The sequence below is a fragment of the Streptomyces sp. YS-3 genome, assembly GCF_045257485.1.
Classification (GTDB): Bacteria; Actinomycetota; Actinomycetes; order Streptomycetales; family Streptomycetaceae; genus Streptomyces.
Window position 1 is genome coordinate 1 of sequence record NZ_JBJHPC010000017.1, and the last position, 19,363, is coordinate 19,363.

Consider the following 19,363-nt stretch of genomic DNA (forward strand, 5'->3'; position numbering starts at 1 on the left):
CTTCCAGGCATCCCCTCCCCCCGACCACGAGCGCTACTTCGAGGAGCTGCTGGAGCTCCTCGCCGACGGGGGCGGGGTCGACCCGGCGGCCGTGGAGGAGCTGCGCGTGCGGTACGACATCGAGCAGCTGACCCCGCTGCGGCACTCGCCTGCCGTCCAGGCCCCGACGGCGGGCGCGGGGGTGACGTCATGAGCGAGGACATCGCCACCGAAGAGCTGAGCCGGCGCACCTCCGCGGAGGCCGTCGAGCACTTCTGGCCGGTGGAGCACCTGGAGGAGCTGGAGTTCGATCCGCTGCTGCACCGGCTGCTGCGCGAGGAGCCCGTCGCCCTGGTACGGATGCGGTTCGGGGAGGGCAACGCCTGGCTGGTGACCCGCTATCAGGACGTCAAGGAGGTCACCTCGGACCCGCGGTTCAGCCGGGCGCTGACCGTCGACCGGCCGGTGACCAGCATGACCCCGCACGTCGTCGCCCCCGTCGGCGGCATCGGCCGTACCGATCCGCCCGACCACACCCGGCTGCGGCGGCTCCTCGCCCAGACCTTCAACCGCAAGCGGGTCGCGGTCCTCAAGGTGGAGGCGGAGGCGATCGCGGAGCGGCTGGTCGGGGAGATGCTGAGCCGGGGGGCACCCGCCGACCTCACCGAGTACGTGACCGGGCCCATGCCGGAACAGGTGATCGGGAAGCTGCTCGGGGTGCCGGAGGCCGACCTCGGCCGGCTCCAGGCCTGGCGGGGTGTCATCCTCTCCAGCGACCACTCGCTGGAGGAGAGCAACGCGGTCAAGGCCGAGATCGCCGGATACTTCAGGACGCTGGCGGACCATCGCCTCGAACACCCGGGCGACGACCTGTTCAGCGAGCTGTCGCTGGCGCAGGCCGAGGGCGCGCTCAGCCGTCCGGAGCTGATCTCACTGGCCGTGATGATCGTCCTCAACGCCCTCGACCAGGTCCGCAACCAGTGCTCCACGATGGTCTACACGCTGCTCACCCACCCCGAGCAGCTTGCGCGGCTGAGGGCCGAACCCGGGCTGCTGCCCACCGCCATCGAGGAGTTGCTGCGGTTCATCCCGCAGCGCAACGGCGTGGGGCTGCCCCGGATCGCCACCGAGGACGTCCCGGTGGGCGATGTGCTCATCCGCGCCGGGGAGGCCGTCTACGTCTCGTATCTGGCCGCCGACCGCGACCCGGAGGTCTATTCCGACCCGGACCGCCTGGAGCTGACCCGCGACGAGTCCCCCAACCTCGCCTTCGGGCACGGGGCGCACTACTGCCTGGGGGCCGCGCTGACCCGGATGCAGCTGGAGGTGATCCTGTCCACGCTGCTGCGCAGGGCCCCCGGTCTGCGGCTGGCGGTCGCGCCCGAGGAGGTGCGCTGGCGCCGCGGCTCGATCAACCGGGGCCCGGAGGCGCTGCCGCTTGCGTGGTGAGGGCCGCGGGCGGGATCGTACGGGGATGACCTCACCGCGGCACGACTTCCTGGCCCTGGCGGGCTCGGTCCCCGGCCTGCTGCGCGACCCGGCCGTGGCCGCCGCCTGGTCCGGTCCGAGCGCGCTGGCCGAGTTCACCGTGGCCGGTCTGGCGGGCCATCTCGCCTACCAGGTCCTGTCGATCCCGCCCGCGCTGGCCGATCCCGTACCGGCCGAGCAAGTGGTCCCGCTGCTCGGCCACTACGAACGGGTGGAGTGGATCGGGGCGGAGCTCGACGACGAGATCAGCGTACGGATCCGGCGCGGCGGCGAGAGCGCCGCGGCCGACGGGGCGAAGGTGCTGGCCGACCGGGTGGCCGCGGCCGTCGCCGACCTGACCGTCACCCTGGCCTCGGTGGAGAACCGCCCCGTCCGCATCCCCCTCTGGGGGCCGTGGTCGCTGCTGCTCGACGACTTCCTGACCACCCGGACCATGGAGATCGCGGTGCACGGCGACGACCTGGCGGTGAGCGCGGGCATTCCGACGCCGCCCTGGGCGCCGAGCGCGGTGGAAGGCGTCGTCGATCTGCTCGCGCGTCTGGCCGTGCGCCGCCACGGTCCGACGGCGGTGCTGCGCGCGCTCAGCCGGGCGGAGCGGGCACCCCGGACGATCGCCGCCTTCTGAAGCCGGCCGGGCCTCGGCCCGGGGCGGCTACAGGCCGAGCTCCGCTGCCACGGTGCTCACCTTGGTGAACACCGAGACCGGGTGCTGGGTGTCGCAGTACTTGTTGCCGGTCGAGACGATACCGATCAGCTTGCCGTCCGCGACCAGCGGTCCGCCCGAGTCGCCCGGGCAGATGCTGTCGGTGGTGCCGGTGCGCGGCAGGCCGCAGACGCGGAGGTCGCGGGTGTCGGCGGGTTCGGTGTACGGGGCGCAGGACGCCTGCGGGGCGAGCCGGAGCGTGGCCTGCTTGAGCTTGGTGCCGAGGACCTTCGGGCCGGTCATCCCCCACCCGTACACGGTGGCCGTCCGGCCGTCGCGGTACAGCGCGGTGTCCTGCTTCTTCGCCGGCGGCAGCGGCTTGTAGGGGAGGGGCTTGTCCAGCGTGACCAGGGCCGCGTCGTGGTCCAGGTTCCAGTTGAAGCCGGGGGCGACCCGGAACGCGGCGACGTGGCGCACCCGGCCGCCGGTGGAGGACAGGTCCGCCCGGCCGCCGACCACCAGCAGGGCCCCGGGGTCCGCCGCGTTCGCCAGGCAGTGCCCCGCGGTCAGGACCTTGTCCGGCGCGATCAGCGTGCCGCCGCACCACTGGGAGCCGTCGGGGTTCTCCAGGACCACGGCGAACGAGGGCGTCCCCCCGGCGGTCCTGCCCCCGTGCACGGCGGAGGCCGGGACGGCGCCGGCCGCCACCAGGGCGGCGGCGGCCAGGACCGTTCCCACGGCGGCCCGGCGCGTCTTCTTCGACATGGTGTTCTCGCATTCGTCAGACAGTGGACGGGGCCGGTGGGCCCCGCGGCCACACACTCCCGGCCCGCCCGTCCCAGCCGCCAGCCCTGGCGGCGAGTTGGGGACGCCGGAACGTTCTCACGGCTCTGACCTGGGAATATGCCGGTCCCTGGAACACCGGCCTGGGACGCTCAAGCCCTCGGCCCCTCTCCTTCCGGCCCAACCCGGCAGGAAGTTCCGACTGTCTGACAAGGTGATCGCTCCACCGATACGGTGTGCGGGCGAATCCGCAGGCGGTGTCCGGGACGGGGTGCGATGGCGAGACGTGGGGGGCGCGGTCGTGCCTGGCTGGTCGGCGGCGTGGGGGCAGCCGCGGTCGGCGCGGTCCTGGTCCGGGCGCCGGGCGGAGTGCTGTCGTGGTCGGGCGGGGTGGTGGCGGCGGCCACCGCCGCGTATCTGAGCCAGGACCTGCCCCGCCGGGTCAGCGACCGGCTGGCGCGGCGCAGGGCGCGGGAGGACTCCGGCACGGCGGTCCCCGTCCACGTCACCGCGCGGATCAGGAACCAGGACTACGTGGCGCTGGAGGAGGGCGGCCGGGTCGTCGAGATCCCGGCGAGCGGCCACACCCTCCAGTTGGTCGCGACCGGCGCCGGGTCCTTACCCGTGGTGCTCACCGAGCTGCGCGTCGAGGTGCTCTCGCGCGCGGACCGCCGCGGGGACCTCTCCCGGCACGCCGCCGAGATCCCGCCTCGGCGCTTCGAGGTGCTGCTCGACGCGGACCCGCCGCGGGTACGCCCGCTCTCCGGCAGCGACTTCCCGTACCAGGTGTCCCAGGACGCGGTGGAGGTGTTCGACCTGGAGGTGAGGACCGAGGCCGGGGACGTGGCGTGGGTGCTGTGGCTCGACTGGTCCTGCGGGGGCCGGACCGGAAGCGTACGGGTGGACCTCGGGGGCCGTCCGTTCCGCACCGCCGCCCGCCATCCCCGTCCGGCCCGCTGATGGCACGGGACCCCGCGCCGCGCGGCGCGGCCCTCGCCACCCTCGTCCCGCTCGTGCTGGGCGGCGCGGTCCTGCTCGCGGGCGGCACGGACGCCTGGCCCGCGTGGGCGGCCGTCCTCGCGGTCGCCGCCTTGTCGGGGACTCTGGCCGCGCGGCGCACGCCGTCCCCGAAGCGCGCCGCCGCCCCGACCCCTCCCCCGCCCGACGCGACCGGCTCCGCGATGTACGCGATGCAGCGGCCCGTACGGGACGTGCCCGTGACCGGGCTGCCCGAGGACGTGCCGTACACGCTGAGGGTGACGACCCGCAGCCATCTCGCGGTGATCGGGCCACCCGGTTCGGGGGCCGGCTCCGAGGCCGTGTTCATCCCGCTCACCGGCCACAACCTGGTGCTGTCGCTGACCGCGGACGGCCCGTCGGACGTCACTCTCGTCCGTCTGGAGGCCCGGGTCACCCAGCACGCCTCGCTCGTGGCGGACGGCGTCAGCGTGGCCCACCGGCGGGTGCCGGACATGGTGCTCAGCCCCGATCTGCTGGAGTCCGTCCAGCGGTCCGTCGAGGCGTTCGAGCCGTTGCGGCGGCCGGACTTCGAGGTGCTGCTCGACGACGGCCCGGCGGCCGTCCGCCCCGTCGACGAGGGCGCGCCCGCGCTGCCGCTCACCGTCCCCGGAGGCGGGAGCGCCACGCTCGTCCTCGCGCCCGTCACCGGCTCCGGCGCCTGGGTGCACTGGCGGCTCGACGCCGCGATCGAGCGCGACGGCCGTACCGACAACCCGAGTTGGGAGCTGACCGTCACCGCCACGTCCGGCCTCTCGACCCACCACCCGGGCGGCGGAGCCCCGACCGAGGCCTCCGTCCAGCAGTTCTTCCCCGACCACTGGGACCCGGCCGTCCGCGACGGCGCGCCGGGTCAGGAGGGTCTGTCGCAGAGCGCCTTCGCGGTCGTGGCGCATGCCACCGCCGACGGCACCGGTGTCCTGCGCGGCCCCTCGCGCACCGGTCCGGACCCGGAGACCGGCGAGGGCCTGCGCCGTCGCGAGACGGGCGACCGGCAGCTGGCGGCCGGCCGGCCGCGTGAGGCGGCGGACTCCTACCGGGCAGCCGCCGCGGCGGGCAGCGGCCAAGCCGCGCTGGCCCTCGGCCGGTTGCTGCACGGACAGGGCGACCTCGCGGGCGCGCGGCACTGGTACGAGCTGGCGGCCGAGCGCCGGATCGGGACCGCCTACAACAACCTCGGTCTGGTGGCGCTCCAGGACGGCCGGAACGACGAGGCCGAACGGTGGTACCGGCGGGGCATGGACGAGGGCGACTGGGCGGCGGCCGACGGCCTCGCCGCGCTGGTGGCCGAACGCGGGGACACCGAGCAGGCCGAGACGCTGTGGCGGCTCGCCGCCGCCAACGGGCGGCCCAACGCGGCACAGAACCTGGCGGCCCTGCTCAACCGCCAGGGGCGCACCGCCGAGGCGGAGGAGCTGTGGCTCCGCGCGGCCGGTGAGGGCAGCGACGAAGCCGCTGTCCACGCCGGCTTCCTGCGGCACCGGGCCGGGGATCTCGTGGCGGCCGAGCGCTGGTGGCGCGAGGCCGCCGAGCGGGGGCACGGCCGGGGGGCGTACTACTACGGCATGCTGCTGGCCCGGGCCGAGCGCACCGACGAGGCCGAGCACTGGTGGCGGCAGGCCGCCGAACGGCTCACCGCCGCCCCGGAGCAGTCCACCGGGGGCGGTCTGCGCCACAGGCTGGGCGGGACCGGCGACTCGGGCGAGGCGCTGTGCGCGTACGAACTGGCCTGTCTGCTCGACGAGAAGGGCGACCGGGCCGGGGCCGAGCGGTGGTGGACCGCCGCGGCGCGGGCCGGACACATCGAGGGGGTACTGCGGGTCGCGCAGGTGGCGATGAACGACCACGACGACCTCGACGGGTGTCTGTCCTGGCTGCGGATCGCCGTCGAGGACGAGCGGACGCCGGTGGACCGGCTGGCGACGGCCGCGGACGCGCTGCAGCGGCTCGCGGGCGGGCTGTACGACGACACGCGCCCCGGCAACCCGGACGCGCTGGCGGCGTGCGCGCTGGCGGTCGAGGCGTACGAGCGGCTGTACGGCCTTGATCCGGCGGCGTACGAGGAGGCCTACGGCCAGGTGCGGGACCTCCGCGCGCGTCTGGGTCGGGGGTAGGGGCGTCGGCCGGCCGTCGGCACCGGGCTCCCGCCCGGACCGCACCGACCCGCGGCGGAACCGGCTCAATCCAACCGCCCGGGCGGTGAGTTGGCTTGCCCTTCCGGGCCGTGGGGCATAGCCCTACCGTTCCGCTGTGCACCCGGTGAGGAGGGGCGTGTGGACAAGGACGAGGAGCGGCGGCTGCGGGCCATCGCGCCGGAGATCACCCGCACCACGATCGATCTGCTGCGTACGGTCGTCGGTATCGAACCCGCCGAACGCGTGCCCGAGGAGGCCCTGAAAGCGGCCGACCGGGTGCTGGCCAGACACGGCCCCGACGGACTGCGGGTGCTGGTGATGAGTATGGCCGGGTGGACGGCGGTCGGTATCGAGTCGAACGCGCGTCTGAGCGGCAAGACGCACGAGGCCTACCTCGACGAGATGGAGCTCACCTGCCTGGAGGCCAACGCCGACGGCTGACGCGCACGGCCGCCCGCGAGTGACGCCCACAGCCGCCCACAGGTGCCGTGTCCGGCCCCGGCACCCCCTCCGACCTGGGCCGTCACCCCGCCCGTACCGCCGTGCGAGCCCCCGCGAGGGTGCCCGGAGAGCGGGTACGCCGGACGGGATGTCAGGATGGGGGGCATGACGACCAAGGTCTACTTCGACATCACCATCAACGACGAGCCCGCCGGGCGGATCAACTTCAACCTGTTCGACGACGTGGTCCCCAAGACCGCGGAGAACTTCCGCGCGCTCGCCACGGGCGAGAAGGGCTTCGGCTACGCCGGTTCCTCCTTCCACCGCGTGATCCCCGAGTTCATGCTCCAGGGCGGCGACTTCACCCGCGGCGACGGCACCGGTGGCAAGAGCATCTACGGCGAGAAGTTCGCCGACGAGAACTTCACCCTCAAGCACGACCGCCCGGGCCTGCTGTCCATGGCCAACGCCGGCCCGAACAGCAACGGCTCGCAGTTCTTCATCACCACCATCGTCACCGGCTGGCTGGACAACAAGCACGTTGTCTTCGGCGAGGTCGCGGACGAGGACGGCATGAAGCTCGTGAAGAGGATCGAGAGCCTCGGCTCGCAGAGCGGCAAGACCAAGGCGAAGATCACCATCGCCGCGTCCGGCCAGCTCTGACGGTCCCCCTTCCGTCCGCCGACCGCCGACGGCGGTCCGAGGGGCACACGTTCCGCGTGCGCCCCTCGGCGCCCGGCGGCGCGGCGCGCCACCCGAGTGGGCGATCCCGATCCCGCGTCCAGCGCGATCGGTGTTTGACTCGACGACATGACCAGTCGTAAGCGATTCCACGCCCCCGGTGTCGCGACGGCCGCCGCGCTGCTCGGCCTGCTGGGCGCCGGGTCCGCCGTCGCCGCCGGTCCCGGCCCCGACCCCGTCGCTGCCGTCGCGAGCGCGCCGGCTTCCGCCCTCGCCGCGCAGGACCAGGTCGAGGCGTTCCTCACCGCCTATCTCAGGGCGCGTATGAGCACCACCGAGGACGCCACCCCGGAGGAGGTGCGCAAGACGTTCCTCACCCCGGAGCTGAACCGGGCGCTGAAGACGTGGGCGGCTGCCCACCCCGCCCAGGACCCGGTGTTCCGCGCCCCGAACGCCCCCTCGTCCTGGACGTTCAGGCCCGCCGGTCCGGGCACCTCGGGCGTCGTCGTCACCCAGAAGTGGGGCGACGGCACCACGGCGGACGTCCTGTACACGGTCCGGCCCGGTGACCTCATGATCACCTCGATCGCGGACCGTCCCGCCACCGGCTGATCCCGCATCGCGCGTTTCACCCGTGGCACCGCCGGGGAGAGTCGGGCATGACCCCAAGGCCCTCCTCCAGGCCCTCGCTGCGCCGCCGGGCGGGCGCGCTCCCCGTGCTGGCCCTGACCGCGGCCCTGCTCACCGCGACCGTCGCCCTCTACATGGCGCTGGTGGCGTTCGGGAACATCACCGACTTCGACACCAACCGCGCCTTCGTCCACCATGTCCTGGCCATGGACACCACCTTCAAGGACCCCGACCTGACCTGGCGGGCGATCGACTCCACCACGCTCCAGGACATCGCCTACGTACTGATCATCGCGTGGGAGACGGTCGCCGCGCTGGTGCTGGTGGCGGCGGGCGCGGTGTGGGCGCGGGCGCTGCGGGCCGGTGGGAGCTTCGCCCGGGCGCGTCGGCTGAGCACGGTGGGGCTGCTGATGGTGCTGCTGCTCTTCGGCGCCGGGTTCATCGCGGTCGGGGGCGAGTGGTTCGCGATGTGGCAGTCCAAGACGTGGAACGGGCTGGAGGCGGCGACCCGCGACTTCCTGCTCGCCGCGGTCACCCTGCTCGTCGTCCATCTCCCCGGTGTCGAGCAGCGGGACGTCTGAAGCGGGCCGCCGCCGTCGGCCGCTCCGGTGCCCCTTCCGCGCGCGTCGCCGCGCGGGTGATGTTGCGCGCCATGCCGCCGAAGACCACGGCGTGGAACGGCGACACGCTCCACCAGTACGCGTGTCCCAGCAGGCCGTGCGGATGGAACAGGGCGCGCTGGCGGTAGCGGGTGCGGCCGTCGGGCTCGCGCTCGGCGTACATCTCCAGCCAGGCGAGCCCCGGCAGCCGCATCTCGGCCCGCAGCCGCAGCAGACGCGGGCGGGTGATCTCCTCCACGCGCCAGAAGTCCAGTGAGTCCCCGACCCGCAGCCGTGCCGCGTCACGGCGTCCCCGGCGCAGCCCGGCGCCGCCGGACAGCCGGTCCAGCCAGCCGCGTACGGCCCAGGCGAGCGGGAAGGAGTACCAGCCGTTCTCGCCGCCGATGCCCTCGATGACCCGCCACAGCGCCTCCGGCGAGGCGTCCACCACGCGCTCGCGGCAGTCGGTGTAGAGGCTGCCGCCCGCCCAGTCCGGGTCGGTGGGCAGCGGGTCGCTGGGGGCACCGGGGAGCGCGGCCGAGGACCAGCGGGTGACGACGTTGGCCTCTTTGATCCGCCCCAGGGCGAGCGCGATCGCCTCGTCGAAGCCGATGGGCGTGCCGGGCGGGTCGGGCACGTACCGCGCGATGTCGTGCTCGTGGCAGACCACCTCGTGGCGCAGGGACTCCGCGAGGGGCCGCGCCAGACTGCTGGGGACCGGGGTGACCAGGCCGATCCACTCGCTGGAGAGCCGGGGCGGCAGCATCGGGACCCGCAGGATCAGCCGGTGGGGCAGCCCGGCGACCGCCGCGTACCGGCGCATCATCTGCTCGTAGCTGAAGACGTCGGGGCCGCCGATGTCGAAAGTCCGGTTGACGTCGGCGGGCAGCCGGGCGCTCCCGACGAGATAGCGCAGCACGTCCCGTACGGCGATCGGCTGGACCCGGTTGCCCAGCCAGCTCGGGGTGATCATCACCGGGAGCCGCTCGGTAAGATGGCGCAGGATCTCGAACGAGGCCGACCCGGAGCCGATGATGACGGCGGCGCGCAGCACGGCCGTGGGCACGCCGGAGCCGAGGAGGATGTCGCCCACCTCGGCGCGCGAGCGCAGATGCGGCGAGAGCTCGCGCTGCGGCACGCCCGCGGGGATGAGGCCGCCGAGGTAGACGACGCGCCGGACCCCGGCCGCCGCGGCCTGCTCGGCGAAGATCCGGGCGGCCGAGCGGTCGGTGGCCTCGAAGCCCCGCCCGGTGCCGAGCGAGTGCACCAGGTAGTACGCCACGTCCACGCCCCGCAGCGCCGCCCCGACGGACTCGGCGTCCGTGACATCGCCCCGTACGGTCTCCACGCGTCCGGCCCACGGGTGGTCGCGCAGCTTGTGCGGGGTACGGGCCAGACACCGCACCCGGTACCCGGCGTCGAGGAGCTCGGCCACCAGCCGGCCGCCGATGTAGCCCGTCGCGCCGGTCACCAGGACGAGTTCCGGGCCGTCGTCGCTCTTCATACCGCCTCCGCCGCTCACCGTGGTCTGCGCCCACGATCTCCCGCGGGGGGCGTTTCCGCGCGGCACGACACCATTTCCGGCCGCACGGTTTGCCCCGGGCGCCCCGGCGGAGGACGCTCGAAGCGTAGGCCCCTCGCGGCCCACCAGGCGCGGGCCGCGACCTTCTGGAGGAGGTCATCATGGGCACCGCCTTCGACACGGAGACACTGCGCCGCGGCATCGAGGGCCACGACGCGAAGGCCTTGCTGTCGCTCTACGCGGACGACGCGGAGGTCCGCGTCGTCGACCGCAACAGCCAGCCGAGCCGCCCGATGGTCATGCACGGCCAGGGCGAGATCTCCCGGATGCTCGACGACGTCTACGGCCGGGACATGACGCACAAGATGGAGCAGTGCGTGGTCCAGGGCGACACCGTCGCGTACACGGAGTCCTGCGAGTACCCCGACGGCGTGCGGGTGCTGGCCAACTCGATGATGTCGCTCAAGGAAGGCAAGATCGTCGACCAGACCGTGGTGCAGGCCTGGGACGAGTAGTCCGCCGCCTGCGGCCCGGTGCGCGGGAGCGCGGAACGGGGCGCCCGGCCGCAGGAGTGCGGGGCGCCCCGTTCCGTACGGGTGGCTCAGTTCGTTCTGACGATGGTCCAGGCGTTGGGGTCGAAGCTCGGGACCACCGAGTAGCGGCAGGCGCTGTTGTAGAACGTGCTGGTGATGGTCCAGCCCGCGGGCGGATACGTGGACGCGCAGGCGTTGACCCTGGTGCCGACCGGGTAGCCCGTGAGCTGCATGATCCGCTTGCTGTTCGGGCTGAAGCCCGATCCGCAGCCCGCGCTGTTCCACCACTGGGTGTCCACCCACCCGGTCGGGGTGAGCGTCGAGGCGCACATGTTCAGGGTGTCACCGGGCGCGGCGTTGGCGGGGGTCGTCCCGGCGACGCCGGCCGCGGCGGCGAGAAGGGCGAGACAGGCGAAACGGGTCCGTATCACGGGCGGTCTCCTCGTCAGTGCAGCGGGGAACGCCGACCACGTCGGCGTCCGGTCACTTGCGCTGAGCAATTCCTACCGGCACGTGCGCCCCGCGGACAGCCACCTTTCGGCCCTGGGGGCAAACACATATTCGGCCGTTCTTCGGCCCTCCGCGCGTCGCGCGCCTTACCCCAGGCCCGGCAGCAGGCCCATGACCGGTGCGACCGGGTCGGTGACCTGGTGCAGCTGGTTGAGGTCGTTCAACTTGTTCAACTGGGCGAGCTGCGGCCCCACATGGGGAATCCGGTCCCGCTCCTGCGCCGGGACGGAGCTGTTCACGAGGCTGTCGAGCGCGGCGATCGGCGAGACGCCGGCGGGCTGGATTCCGGCGGGGCCCGCGGCGCTCGCCGCGGAGGCGCCGAGGCCCGTGACTCCGGCGGCGAGGGCGAGGACTGTGGCGATACGTCGTGTTGAGATCACGCCCTGACAACCGGCCGACGCCACCGATGGACACGGCCACCCGGCCGGCTCACCCGAGAAGACGATGTCACCGGCCGCGGACGGGGCCGGTGCGGCGCGCGGCCCCACGGGTCACCCGGGCGCGGGTGTCCGGCCCTCCCGCGTCCACGTCAGCAGTTCCTCGCGCGTCCACGTCGTGACGACCCGCTCGGCCGGGACCCCGCACTCCTGCGCCCGGACGCAGCCGAAGACCTGCCAGTCCAGTTGGCCGGGGGCGTGCGCGTCGGTGTCGATGGAGAACAGCACACCCGCGTCGACCGCCCGCCGCAGCAGCCTGCGGGGCGGATCCAGGCGCTCGGGGCGGCTGTTGATCTCGACCGCCGTGCCCGACTCGGCGCACGCGGCGAAGACCTCGTCCGCGTCGAACTCCGACTCCGGCCGCTTGCCCCGGCCGCCGGTGACCAGCCGGCCCGTGCAGTGCCCCAGCACGTCGGCGTGCGGGTTGCGCACCGCCGCGACCATACGGCGGGTCATCGCGGCGGCGTCCATGCGCAGCTTGGAGTGGACCGACACCACGACGACGTCGAGCTGTTCCAGGAGCTCCTCCTCCTGGTCGAGCGAGCCGTCCTCCAGGATGTCGCACTCGATGCCGGTGAGCAGCCGGAAGGGGGCCCACCGCTCGTTCACCGCGGCCACCACCTCCAGCTGTCTGCGCAGCCGTTCCGGGGAGAGCCCGTTGGCGACGGTCAGCCGGGGCGAGTGGTCGGTGAGCACCGCCCACTCATGGCCGATCCCGGCCGCAGCCCACCCCATCTCCTCGATGGGGCTGCCGCCGTCGGACCAGTCGGAGTGGAGGTGGCAGTCGCCGCGCAGGGCCGCGCGCAGCTCCTGGCCGCCCTCGGCCAGCGGCGCGGAGGCGCCTTCCTCCTCCAGCCGGCGCAGATACCCGGGCCGGTCGCCCGCCAGGGCCTCCAGCACCACCTTGGCGGTCTTGGGGCCGATCCCCCGCACGGACTCCAGCGACCCGGCCGCGGCCCGCTTCGCGAGCTCGCCGTCCGCCATGTCCGCGATCACGTCGGCGGCCGTACGGAACGCCTTGACGCGGTATGTGGGGGCCTGGGTGCGCTCCAGCAGGAACGCGATCCGCCGCAACGCCGTCACCGGGTCCATCGCCACCTCCGACCGTCCCCCATTGTCCGCCGCCGTCCCGCCCGGCGCACTCCGCGCGGGCGCCGGGGCGGCGGCACGAAGCGGGGCACCCCCTCGGGGGTGCCCCGCCGTCCGTACCGAAGTGTTACGGGAGCCGCTCGGTCAGAAGTCGAACACGATGCCCTGGCTCGCCTGCTTGAGGCAGGGATTGCCGAAGGTGTACTTGTACGAGACGCGCTGGCCCTCCCACACGCCCTCGGCCGTGACCGTGGTCGGCTTCCACTCCTTGGTACACATCACCCCGGCCGGCGGGCCGGCCGTGATCGCGGCGAAGTTCCCCTGGTTGTGCCGGAGCTCCTGGCAGGCCCCCTTGGCCGCCGGATGCGTGCCGGAGGGGGTGGGCGCGCAGCTGAGCGTGACCGCGCGCAGCACGGAGGCACCGTCGTCACCGGTGCCGGGCGCCACGGTCAGGACGAGCGCGGAGGGCGCGTAGAGGCTCATCGCGGCACCCGGGGTGTCATGCTGATCGGCGCCGGCCGCACCCGGTACGGCGACCGCGGCGCCGGCCAGAGCCAGCGCGGCCACCAGAGTCGTACGCCCAAGCGTCTTACGCATATCGAACACTCCTGTCATTCAGGGACGGATGAACGAGGGCGAGTCTTGTCCAGGTCCCGGGGTGCCGCAGCGCGTCGTATACGGATCTGGTCACACTCCGCCACGCTCCGATTGCGTGAAGTTGCAGGCCAGGGACGCCGGGACGGCGGGCCGGGCTGATGGGCGCCTATGGAGAAGAAGGCGCAAAGCCGCCTCTGCTTGGCTTTCTAAAGCAACTAGAACATTGAATCTTGAATAGTAAGGTTTCCCTGGGAATTCATGGACGGGCCACCCCCCGGCCTCCGGGCGGTGCCCGTGTGGCGCCGCCGGACGTGCGCGCTCCCGGGGTGGGCGTCAGAGTGGGGGCGGTGCCGCGCTCCCCGCGCCCGGCACCCACGGGCCCCACGAAGGAGCAGCACACGATGGAACACCGCATCGTCGCCGAGATGACCGCACCCGACGACACGCTCAAGGAGTGGCACATGGTCCGTGCCGGCCAGGAGGTGTCCATGTGCGGGCGCGCCCTCGACATGAGCAGGCCCCAGTTGCCGTCCGACGCCTGGGGCACCGCGCAGGCGCGGCCGTTCTGTCACACCTGCGGCGCCCTGTTCCTGCGCGAAGTGCCGTGAAACAGGGCGCCGGGGCCGTACCGCCGTCGTGCTATCCGCACAGGTGCGGCTCGCGCTCCAGCGGGACCGGCGGGCGGCGCGTCACCGCGGCGGGCGCGCGCTGGGCCGCCGCCAGCGCGGGCAGCGGGCGCACCCGGACCAGGGCCTGGGCGTCGGGCGCCTCGGCCCGCAGCGTGAACCAGACGACCTTGCCGCCGTCCGTGCCGTGGGTGCCCCAGCTGTCGCTGAGCGAGGCCACCATGGCCAGGCCCCGGCCGCGGGCCTCAAGCGGCTCGCCGCCACCGAGGACCGGCAGCCGCGGGTCACGGTCGAGGACGGCCGCGGTGAGCCGGCGGCCGGTCCAGCGCAGTTCGAGCGTGCACTTCTTGTCGCCCTCGGCGTGCCGGAACACGTTGGTGAGCAGCTCGCACACCCCGAGGCTGACCGGCTGGATCAGGCACTCGAGCTTCCAGTACCGAAGGTGTGCGGCGACGATCCGGCGGATCTGCGGCACCCGCTCGGGGGCCGCCTCCAGGTCCAGGGTGTACTGACGGTTGACTTCCACGACCACGCCCACGACTGCGCTCCTCATCAGGACGGCCGGCGGACCGGCTGCTGCCGCTTTGACATGACAGCCCCGAGAAAGCGGTAAGTAGTCACTCAGATACAGAGCGAACGCAATCAGCGTGACCCCAACCGGGTGAACGCGCAACACAGGCGGCCGATCGATACCGCTCGACGCCTGGTCAGGGCAGAAAAAAGAGCCCCGGCAGGACGGGGGAGACCTGCCGGGGCTCGTACATGGGGCGGGTGAACCGGCGCCTCAGCGCGGCCCGCATATAGATGAATCATAAACCATGCTGGGAGTGCCGCCGACCTAGACCGGCAGGCTGTCCATGAAGGAGCTCACGGAGAACACCGCGTTCCCCGGCCCGGCGGGCCCGTAGCCGGGCGGGGAGGTCAGGCCGTACTCGTCCATCGTCGCCCGGTACGCCTCCAGCAGGCGGATGTGGTACTCCAGCGGCGCGCCCTGCGGGTTGGCCTTGCCGAGCGGGGTGGTCGGCTCGGGGCACCAGGTCGTGAAGCGCGGGGTGATCCCGCGCGACATGAAGAAGCGCAGACCCTCGACCGTGGAGGCGATCGCCTCGTCGACCGTGGTGAAGCCGAAGGGCTCGGCCATCTCCACGCCCGCGACGAAGTTCGGGATCACATGACGGGGGCCGAAGATCTCCGCCGAGTCGAGGATGCGCCGGTGCCACTCGTCACGGCCGACGTACTCCTCCTTGCCCGGGCAGTACAGCTCGAACAGCCGCCGGTCCCACACCTCGTAGTTGGGGTGGTAGATCCGTACGCCGTAGTCGTGGAAGCGCTGTACATCCTCCTTGGGAAGGGCCTGGGCGACGACCTTGCCGGTCCAGCGGCCGGGGAAGCGCTCCTCGATCGCCTTGGCGTACATCCCGTAGAAGTCGGCCTCGTCACGCCCGCCGACGTGCGAGGTGATCGCGCCGCCGGTGAGGGTGTACGCGGTGGACGCCCTGGCGGTGTCGTACCGGTCGATGATCTCCAGCGCCTCCAGGATCTCCTCGACCGGCTTGACGCCCGTGTAGGGACGCCCGGCGGCCTTGTGCTGGCGCCAGTTGTGGTTGATGTCGCAGTACTGGCACTCCTGCTTGGCGCCGAAGTACTGGCAGACCCGGAACACGGTCAGATAGATCAGATAGCCCCACTGGATCGTCGGGGCCACCTCCATCACGGACTTGCCGTTGGACAGCTTGTGCTTGTAGTACTCCGGCATCGGCGGCAGCCCCACGTCCGAGATCCGCCTGCCGTCCAGATACAGACCGAGCATGCCGTGCTCGTCGGCCGCGACCCGGTACGGCGACGCCGGGTTGACCCGCACCGACACGACGGTCCGGCGCAGGTCGTAGGGGCCTCCGGTCAGCACGATCTCCTCCGGGGGGCGGCGCAGCGCCGCCGCGCCCAGCTCCGGCAGGGTGCGGTGGTCGAAGGAGAAGATGAAGTACGACTTCGGCTTGACCTCTCCGGACTCGTTGTCGCTGAGCGCGGAGTCGTCGAAGGCCATCCCTCCGCGCAGCAGATCTTCCTTGATCACGGCTTCCCGGGGCACTCCCGGGAACCGGGCCATCAGTGATTCGACCTCATCGGTACGGCTGAGCATCTGCGGGCGTCCTCCGGTCCAGTCGCTTTCCTGTCCCACTGAACCTATGCTCTCGCCGGCTTCGCCGATGGACTGGGCATCGACGACGAAGCCGGCGAGTGGGCGTCATGCTAGCGGCGGGGCGATCTTCGCCGGATCGGTCCCGGGTCGCGAATCCCCTCGGTCCAAAGGCTTAGGCACCGTGTCCCGGGCGCCCTCAGTGGGCGATCGAGTCGATCAGTTCACGGGCCCCCTGGCGCAGCAGGGTGACCGCGACGGAGGTGCCGAGGGTGGCCGGGTCGAGCGGACCCGCCCACTCGTGGGCGTTGAGGACGGTCTTGCCGTCGGGGGTGAACACACAGGCCCGCAGCGAGAGATCGCCGTTGCGGGCGGCTCGCGCGTATCCGGCGATCGGGCTGTTGCAGTGGCCCTGGAGGACGTGCAGGAACATCCGCTCGGCCGTCGCCTCGCGGTGGGCGTCCGGGTCGCCGAGGTCGCTCACCAGGTCGATCAGATCGCGGTCGCCCTCCCGGCACTGGAGGGCGAGGATGCCCGCGCCGATCGGCGGGCACATCACCTCCGGCGAGAGCACCTCGCTGATCACGTCGGTGCGGCCGATGCGCTCCAGGCCCGCGGCGGCGAGCAGCAGCGCGTCCGCCTCGCCCGCGGCCAGCTTCTCCAGGCGGCGGTTGGCGTTGCCGCGCATGGGGACGCAGCGCAGCTGGGGGTGGGAGGCGGCGAGTTGGGCGACGCGGCGGACGGAGGAGGTGCCGATACGGGTGCCGTCGGGGAGTTCGTCGAGGGTGAGGCCGCCCGGGTGGATCAGGGCGTCCCGGATGTCGTCGCGCCTGAGGAAGGCGGCGAAGACGGTCCCGGCGGGCAGCGGGCGGTCGGCGGGCACGTCCTTGACGCAGTGCACGGCGAGGTCGGCCTCGCCCGCGAGCAGCGCGGCGTCCACCTCCTTGGTGAACGCGCCCTTCCCCTCGACCAGCGAGAGATCGCCCATCCACTTGTCGCCGGTCGTCCTGACCGGGACGACCTCGGTGGCCACCCGCGGGTGCAGGGCCGCGAGCTCGGCGCGTACGCGTTCCACTTGTGCGAGCGCCATGGGCGAGTCTCGCGAGACGATCCGGATCAGCTCGGCGGTGGACATGCGTCCACGATAGGGGCAGCGCCCGGATATCGCGCACAACACCCCTGTGTCCCCAGGGACTTTGCCCACCGGGTGGGTTGACGCGGGGCGCGGACGATCAGCAGATAGGGAAAGCCGACCCCGCCGGGCGCGGGCGGGCCCCCGGCCGCGGCTCGCGCGGGCGGGGGCCCTGGGAAGGGCGGCTGTGCGGGCAGCCGCCGTGGATCAGGTGGCCCTCTTGTTCTTGCTCATCAGCATGCCGCCCGCGACCAGCGCGAACAGACACACCGCAGCTCCGGTGATGATGTTGCTCAGGACCGCGCCGGTGCCGGGGTGGCGGCCGACCACCCAGGGAGCGACGATCAGCCAGGCGCCCATCAGCAGGACCACGAAGTTCAGGTCCTGCGACCGCTCCGGGACGATGGACATGCACAGGCCCACGACCGCGAGAGCGATACCGACGATCAGGTTGGTCAGCGCGAGCGTCGGCATCGAGTTGGAGAAGTGCACGGTCCAGCCGGAGATGGCCGCGTAGATCCCGGCGAGGATCACCAGTTCCTCGACCGCCGCGACCCCTCGCGTCTGCAGCATCGCCGCGTACCTGTCCCGCATCTCCGGTACGTCGGGGTGTCCTGAAAGGTCACCTGGTCGGTGGTGAGAGACGTCGGCCATGTGACTCGCCTCCTTCTGGTCTCTGCAAGTCTTTTGGCCCCGATGCGACATCCGGTCGCGGTTCCAGTGTGCTCTTATCCAGCCTTTATGCGAACTTTTACGGTTATCCAATACCTACAGAACTTATGGGCGTTCTGTGTGGAAATACTCAGCCCAGGGCCTCGGCGGCGGCCATCGCGCGCCGGTTGCGCCACCGCCACCATCCGCGCCGCAGCGCCGCGGGGCTCAGATCCACACGCCCGTGCAGCAGCCCCAGCACGATGGCCACACCCACCGCGATCAGATGCTCACGGCCGGCCAGATTGGGCTTCACGACCGCCTCGAAGAGCATCGAGCCGCCGGTCAGGGCGAACACCACCGGGGCCCGGCGGACCACCGAGAGATAGGTGAACAGGCCGACCACGGCCGCCGAGGGCCCGGTGTCCAGCACCTGTCCGACCTCGCGCGGGAGGCCCAGGCCGCCCCAGGTGCCGGGACCGAGCGCGATCATGACCCGGGCACTGAGCGTCCCCGCCAACGTGGTCACATACGCGATGACCAGCGTCCGGGTCCGGCCGAGTGCCAGCTCGGCGAGGGCGAAGCCGAGGAACAGCTGGGTCAGGCCCGCCCAGACGGGCAGGTCCAGGGCCGGGACGAAGAGCGAGATGGGGGTGCGCAGCAGGGCCAGCCACAGCGGCAGGTCGGCCTTGACCTCGCCGGTCAGCCGGACCACCACCGCGCCCGTCCTGGTCAGGTGGATGGCGTGGAAGACGGTCACCGCGACACAGGCGAGCACACCGAGGAAGAGACCGCGCAGCCCCCGGTTGACCAGTTGCCTCACGGGGTCGACGACGATGCCCTGGAACTCGCCGCGCAGGGTGCGCGCGACGAACCGTACGAACCGCGCCGGCAGCTCGGCCGCCCGGCGAGGGCCCCCGCCCCCGGTCGCGGGCGGCGCGTGCGTCGCACCGGCTCCCCCGACGGCGCCGCCGCCCTCCACCCCGTCACGACGGCCGTCGGCAAGTCGGAACACTGGTCGATCAACCCCTCAACGCTGCAACGCCCGGCAGTCATGACATTCGGCGCGTAGCTTCCCCCGTACCCCCAGATCGTGCACCAGGTCGAACACGCGCCGCACACGGGGGTCCACACCAAGGTAATCACCGCGCGGAGGAGCTTCAAGAATTCGGTTCACTCACCGAACTGTTCCGGGTTAGGGTCGGCGCATGACGCTGCCCCGCGACTACACCGGCCAGTCCTGCTCCCTCGCGCGCTCCCTGGAGATCGTCGGGGAGCGCTGGACGCTGCTGATCGTGCGGGACGCCTTCTACGGGGTGCGCCGCTTCGGCGAGTTCGCGGCGCACCTCTCGGTCCCCCGCGCCGTCCTCACCGACCGGCTCACCACCCTCACCGAGGAGGGCGTCCTGGCCCGGGTGCCGGCCGGGCGCCGCGAGGTGTACGAGCTCACGCCGAAGGGCGTGGCGCTGTGGCCGGCGGTGCGGGCGCTCACCTGCTGGGGCGACGAGTACTACGCGCGGGGCGGCCCGCGCCGGGTCTACCGGCACGCCGCCGACGACGCGCCCATCGGGGCCGACGGGCGGTGCACCCGCTGCGACACCACCGTCGAGGTGCCGGACATCCTCGTCGCTCCCGGGCCGGGACTCGGTCCCGCCGGTGAGGACGACGACCCGGTGACGGTGGCCCTGAGCCGCCCCCACCGGCTGCTCCAGCCCCTGCGCGGCTGAAAGCAG

General features: G+C 72.7%; 22 protein-coding genes and 1 pseudogene. 12 read left to right on the forward strand and 11 right to left on the reverse strand.

Annotation, left to right across the window (positions count from 1 at the left end):
* The 3 genes and pseudogenes from ACJA3G_RS03155 to ACJA3G_RS03165 form a co-directional block, all read left to right on the forward strand.
* Positions 1-193: pseudogene (locus tag ACJA3G_RS03155) on the forward strand (cupin); the annotation flags it as partial.
* Positions 190-1,428 carry a cytochrome P450 gene (locus tag ACJA3G_RS03160; RefSeq protein WP_406551301.1) on the forward strand — a complete coding sequence of 413 codons (1,239 nt, stop codon included), beginning with the start codon at positions 190-192 and terminating at the stop codon, positions 1,426-1,428. The pseudogene ACJA3G_RS03155 and the gene ACJA3G_RS03160, both read left to right, overlap by 4 nt.
* A 25-nt stretch (positions 1,429-1,453) precedes the next feature.
* Entirely contained in the window at positions 1,454-2,092 is a 639-nt protein-coding gene (locus tag ACJA3G_RS03165; RefSeq protein WP_406551302.1) for a maleylpyruvate isomerase N-terminal domain-containing protein, read from the forward strand.
* A 27-nt stretch (positions 2,093-2,119) separates the two neighbouring features.
* On the opposite strand, the gene ACJA3G_RS03170 is transcribed toward ACJA3G_RS03165, so the two are convergent.
* Positions 2,120-2,875, reverse strand: coding sequence for a S1 family peptidase (locus ACJA3G_RS03170; RefSeq protein WP_406551303.1), 756 nt, complete (start codon positions 2,873-2,875; stop codon positions 2,120-2,122).
* A gap of 294 nt (positions 2,876-3,169) precedes the next feature.
* Here ACJA3G_RS03170 and ACJA3G_RS03175 point away from each other — a divergent pair, with 294 nt between their 5' ends.
* The 6 genes from ACJA3G_RS03175 (at position 3,170) to ACJA3G_RS03200 (ending at position 8,378) form a co-directional block, all read left to right on the forward strand.
* On the forward strand, positions 3,170-3,853 hold the full coding sequence (locus ACJA3G_RS03175) for a hypothetical protein (protein ID WP_406551304.1): 684 nt from the start codon (positions 3,170-3,172) through the stop codon (positions 3,851-3,853).
* Positions 3,853-6,024: a tetratricopeptide repeat protein gene (locus ACJA3G_RS03180; protein ID WP_406551305.1), complete on the forward strand. Its 2,172-nt coding sequence runs from the start codon at positions 3,853-3,855 to the stop codon at positions 6,022-6,024. Before ACJA3G_RS03175 ends, ACJA3G_RS03180 begins: the two co-directional genes overlap by 1 nt.
* Positions 6,025-6,183: 159 nt before the next feature.
* Positions 6,184-6,486 (forward strand): hypothetical protein, encoded by a 303-nt coding sequence (locus ACJA3G_RS03185; protein ID WP_406551306.1) that lies wholly within the window; start codon positions 6,184-6,186, stop codon positions 6,484-6,486.
* Between the two features lie 165 nt (positions 6,487-6,651).
* Positions 6,652-7,149: a peptidylprolyl isomerase gene (locus tag ACJA3G_RS03190; protein ID WP_406551307.1), complete on the forward strand. Its 498-nt coding sequence runs from the start codon at positions 6,652-6,654 to the stop codon at positions 7,147-7,149.
* A gap of 147 nt (positions 7,150-7,296) precedes the next feature.
* Positions 7,297-7,779, forward strand: coding sequence for a hypothetical protein (locus tag ACJA3G_RS03195; protein WP_406551308.1), 483 nt, complete (start codon positions 7,297-7,299; stop codon positions 7,777-7,779).
* 47 nt (positions 7,780-7,826) lie between these two features.
* Positions 7,827-8,378, forward strand: coding sequence for a DUF2165 domain-containing protein (locus ACJA3G_RS03200; protein ID WP_406551309.1), 552 nt, complete (start codon positions 7,827-7,829; stop codon positions 8,376-8,378).
* Here ACJA3G_RS03200 and ACJA3G_RS03205 read toward each other — a convergent pair.
* The gene (locus tag ACJA3G_RS03205) at positions 8,329-9,900 is read right to left on the reverse strand and encodes an SDR family oxidoreductase (RefSeq protein ID WP_406551310.1); all 1,572 of its coding nucleotides are present in this window, start codon (positions 9,898-9,900) and stop codon (positions 8,329-8,331) included. The genes ACJA3G_RS03200 and ACJA3G_RS03205 overlap by 50 nt on opposite strands.
* 179 nt (positions 9,901-10,079) lie before the next feature.
* Here ACJA3G_RS03205 and ACJA3G_RS03210 point away from each other — a divergent pair, with 179 nt between their 5' ends.
* Positions 10,080-10,433: a nuclear transport factor 2 family protein gene (locus ACJA3G_RS03210; RefSeq protein ID WP_406551311.1), complete on the forward strand. Its 354-nt coding sequence runs from the start codon at positions 10,080-10,082 to the stop codon at positions 10,431-10,433.
* 86 nt (positions 10,434-10,519) lie between these two features.
* Here ACJA3G_RS03210 and ACJA3G_RS03215 read toward each other — a convergent pair whose 3' ends face one another.
* The 4 genes from ACJA3G_RS03215 to ACJA3G_RS03230 all read right to left on the reverse strand — a co-directional run bounded on the left by ACJA3G_RS03215 (position 10,520) and on the right by ACJA3G_RS03230 (position 13,084).
* Complete coding sequence (locus ACJA3G_RS03215; RefSeq protein ID WP_406551312.1) at positions 10,520-10,882, reverse strand: hypothetical protein; 363 nt, start codon at positions 10,880-10,882, stop codon at positions 10,520-10,522.
* A 165-nt stretch (positions 10,883-11,047) separates the two neighbouring features.
* Entirely contained in the window at positions 11,048-11,341 is a 294-nt protein-coding gene (locus ACJA3G_RS03220; RefSeq protein WP_406551313.1) for a hypothetical protein, read from the reverse strand.
* Between the two features lie 111 nt (positions 11,342-11,452).
* Positions 11,453-12,490: a PHP domain-containing protein gene (locus tag ACJA3G_RS03225; RefSeq protein ID WP_406551314.1), complete on the reverse strand. Its 1,038-nt coding sequence runs from the start codon at positions 12,488-12,490 to the stop codon at positions 11,453-11,455.
* 141 nt (positions 12,491-12,631) lie between these two features.
* Positions 12,632-13,084: a subtilase-type protease inhibitor gene (locus ACJA3G_RS03230; RefSeq protein WP_406551315.1), complete on the reverse strand. Its 453-nt coding sequence runs from the start codon at positions 13,082-13,084 to the stop codon at positions 12,632-12,634.
* A gap of 401 nt (positions 13,085-13,485) precedes the next feature.
* On the opposite strand from ACJA3G_RS03230, the gene ACJA3G_RS03235 reads away from it, so the two are divergent.
* On the forward strand, positions 13,486-13,692 hold the full coding sequence (locus ACJA3G_RS03235) for a hypothetical protein (protein WP_406551316.1): 207 nt from the start codon (positions 13,486-13,488) through the stop codon (positions 13,690-13,692).
* A gap of 31 nt (positions 13,693-13,723) precedes the next feature.
* Here ACJA3G_RS03235 and ACJA3G_RS03240 read toward each other — a convergent pair whose 3' ends face one another.
* The 5 genes from ACJA3G_RS03240 to ACJA3G_RS03260 form a co-directional block, all read right to left on the reverse strand.
* Positions 13,724-14,248 carry an ATP-binding protein gene (locus tag ACJA3G_RS03240; protein ID WP_406551317.1) on the reverse strand — a complete coding sequence of 175 codons (525 nt, stop codon included), beginning with the start codon at positions 14,246-14,248 and terminating at the stop codon, positions 13,724-13,726.
* Positions 14,249-14,548: 300 nt separating this feature from the next.
* Positions 14,549-15,850 carry a radical SAM protein gene (locus ACJA3G_RS03245; RefSeq protein WP_406551318.1) on the reverse strand — a complete coding sequence of 434 codons (1,302 nt, stop codon included), beginning with the start codon at positions 15,848-15,850 and terminating at the stop codon, positions 14,549-14,551.
* A gap of 196 nt (positions 15,851-16,046) precedes the next feature.
* Positions 16,047-16,982, reverse strand: coding sequence for a hydroxymethylbilane synthase (gene hemC / locus ACJA3G_RS03250; protein ID WP_406551319.1), 936 nt, complete (start codon positions 16,980-16,982; stop codon positions 16,047-16,049).
* A gap of 204 nt (positions 16,983-17,186) precedes the next feature.
* Positions 17,187-17,633, reverse strand: coding sequence for an SPW repeat protein (locus tag ACJA3G_RS03255; protein ID WP_406551320.1), 447 nt, complete (start codon positions 17,631-17,633; stop codon positions 17,187-17,189).
* Positions 17,634-17,781: 148 nt separating this feature from the next.
* The gene (locus tag ACJA3G_RS03260; protein ID WP_406551333.1) at positions 17,782-18,525 is read right to left on the reverse strand and encodes a hypothetical protein; all 744 of its coding nucleotides are present in this window, start codon (positions 18,523-18,525) and stop codon (positions 17,782-17,784) included.
* 313 nt (positions 18,526-18,838) lie between these two features.
* On the opposite strand from ACJA3G_RS03260, the gene ACJA3G_RS03265 reads away from it, so the two are divergent.
* Positions 18,839-19,357 carry a winged helix-turn-helix transcriptional regulator gene (locus tag ACJA3G_RS03265; RefSeq protein WP_406551321.1) on the forward strand — a complete coding sequence of 173 codons (519 nt, stop codon included), beginning with the start codon at positions 18,839-18,841 and terminating at the stop codon, positions 19,355-19,357.
* The last annotated feature ends 6 nt before the right edge of the window (positions 19,358-19,363 follow it).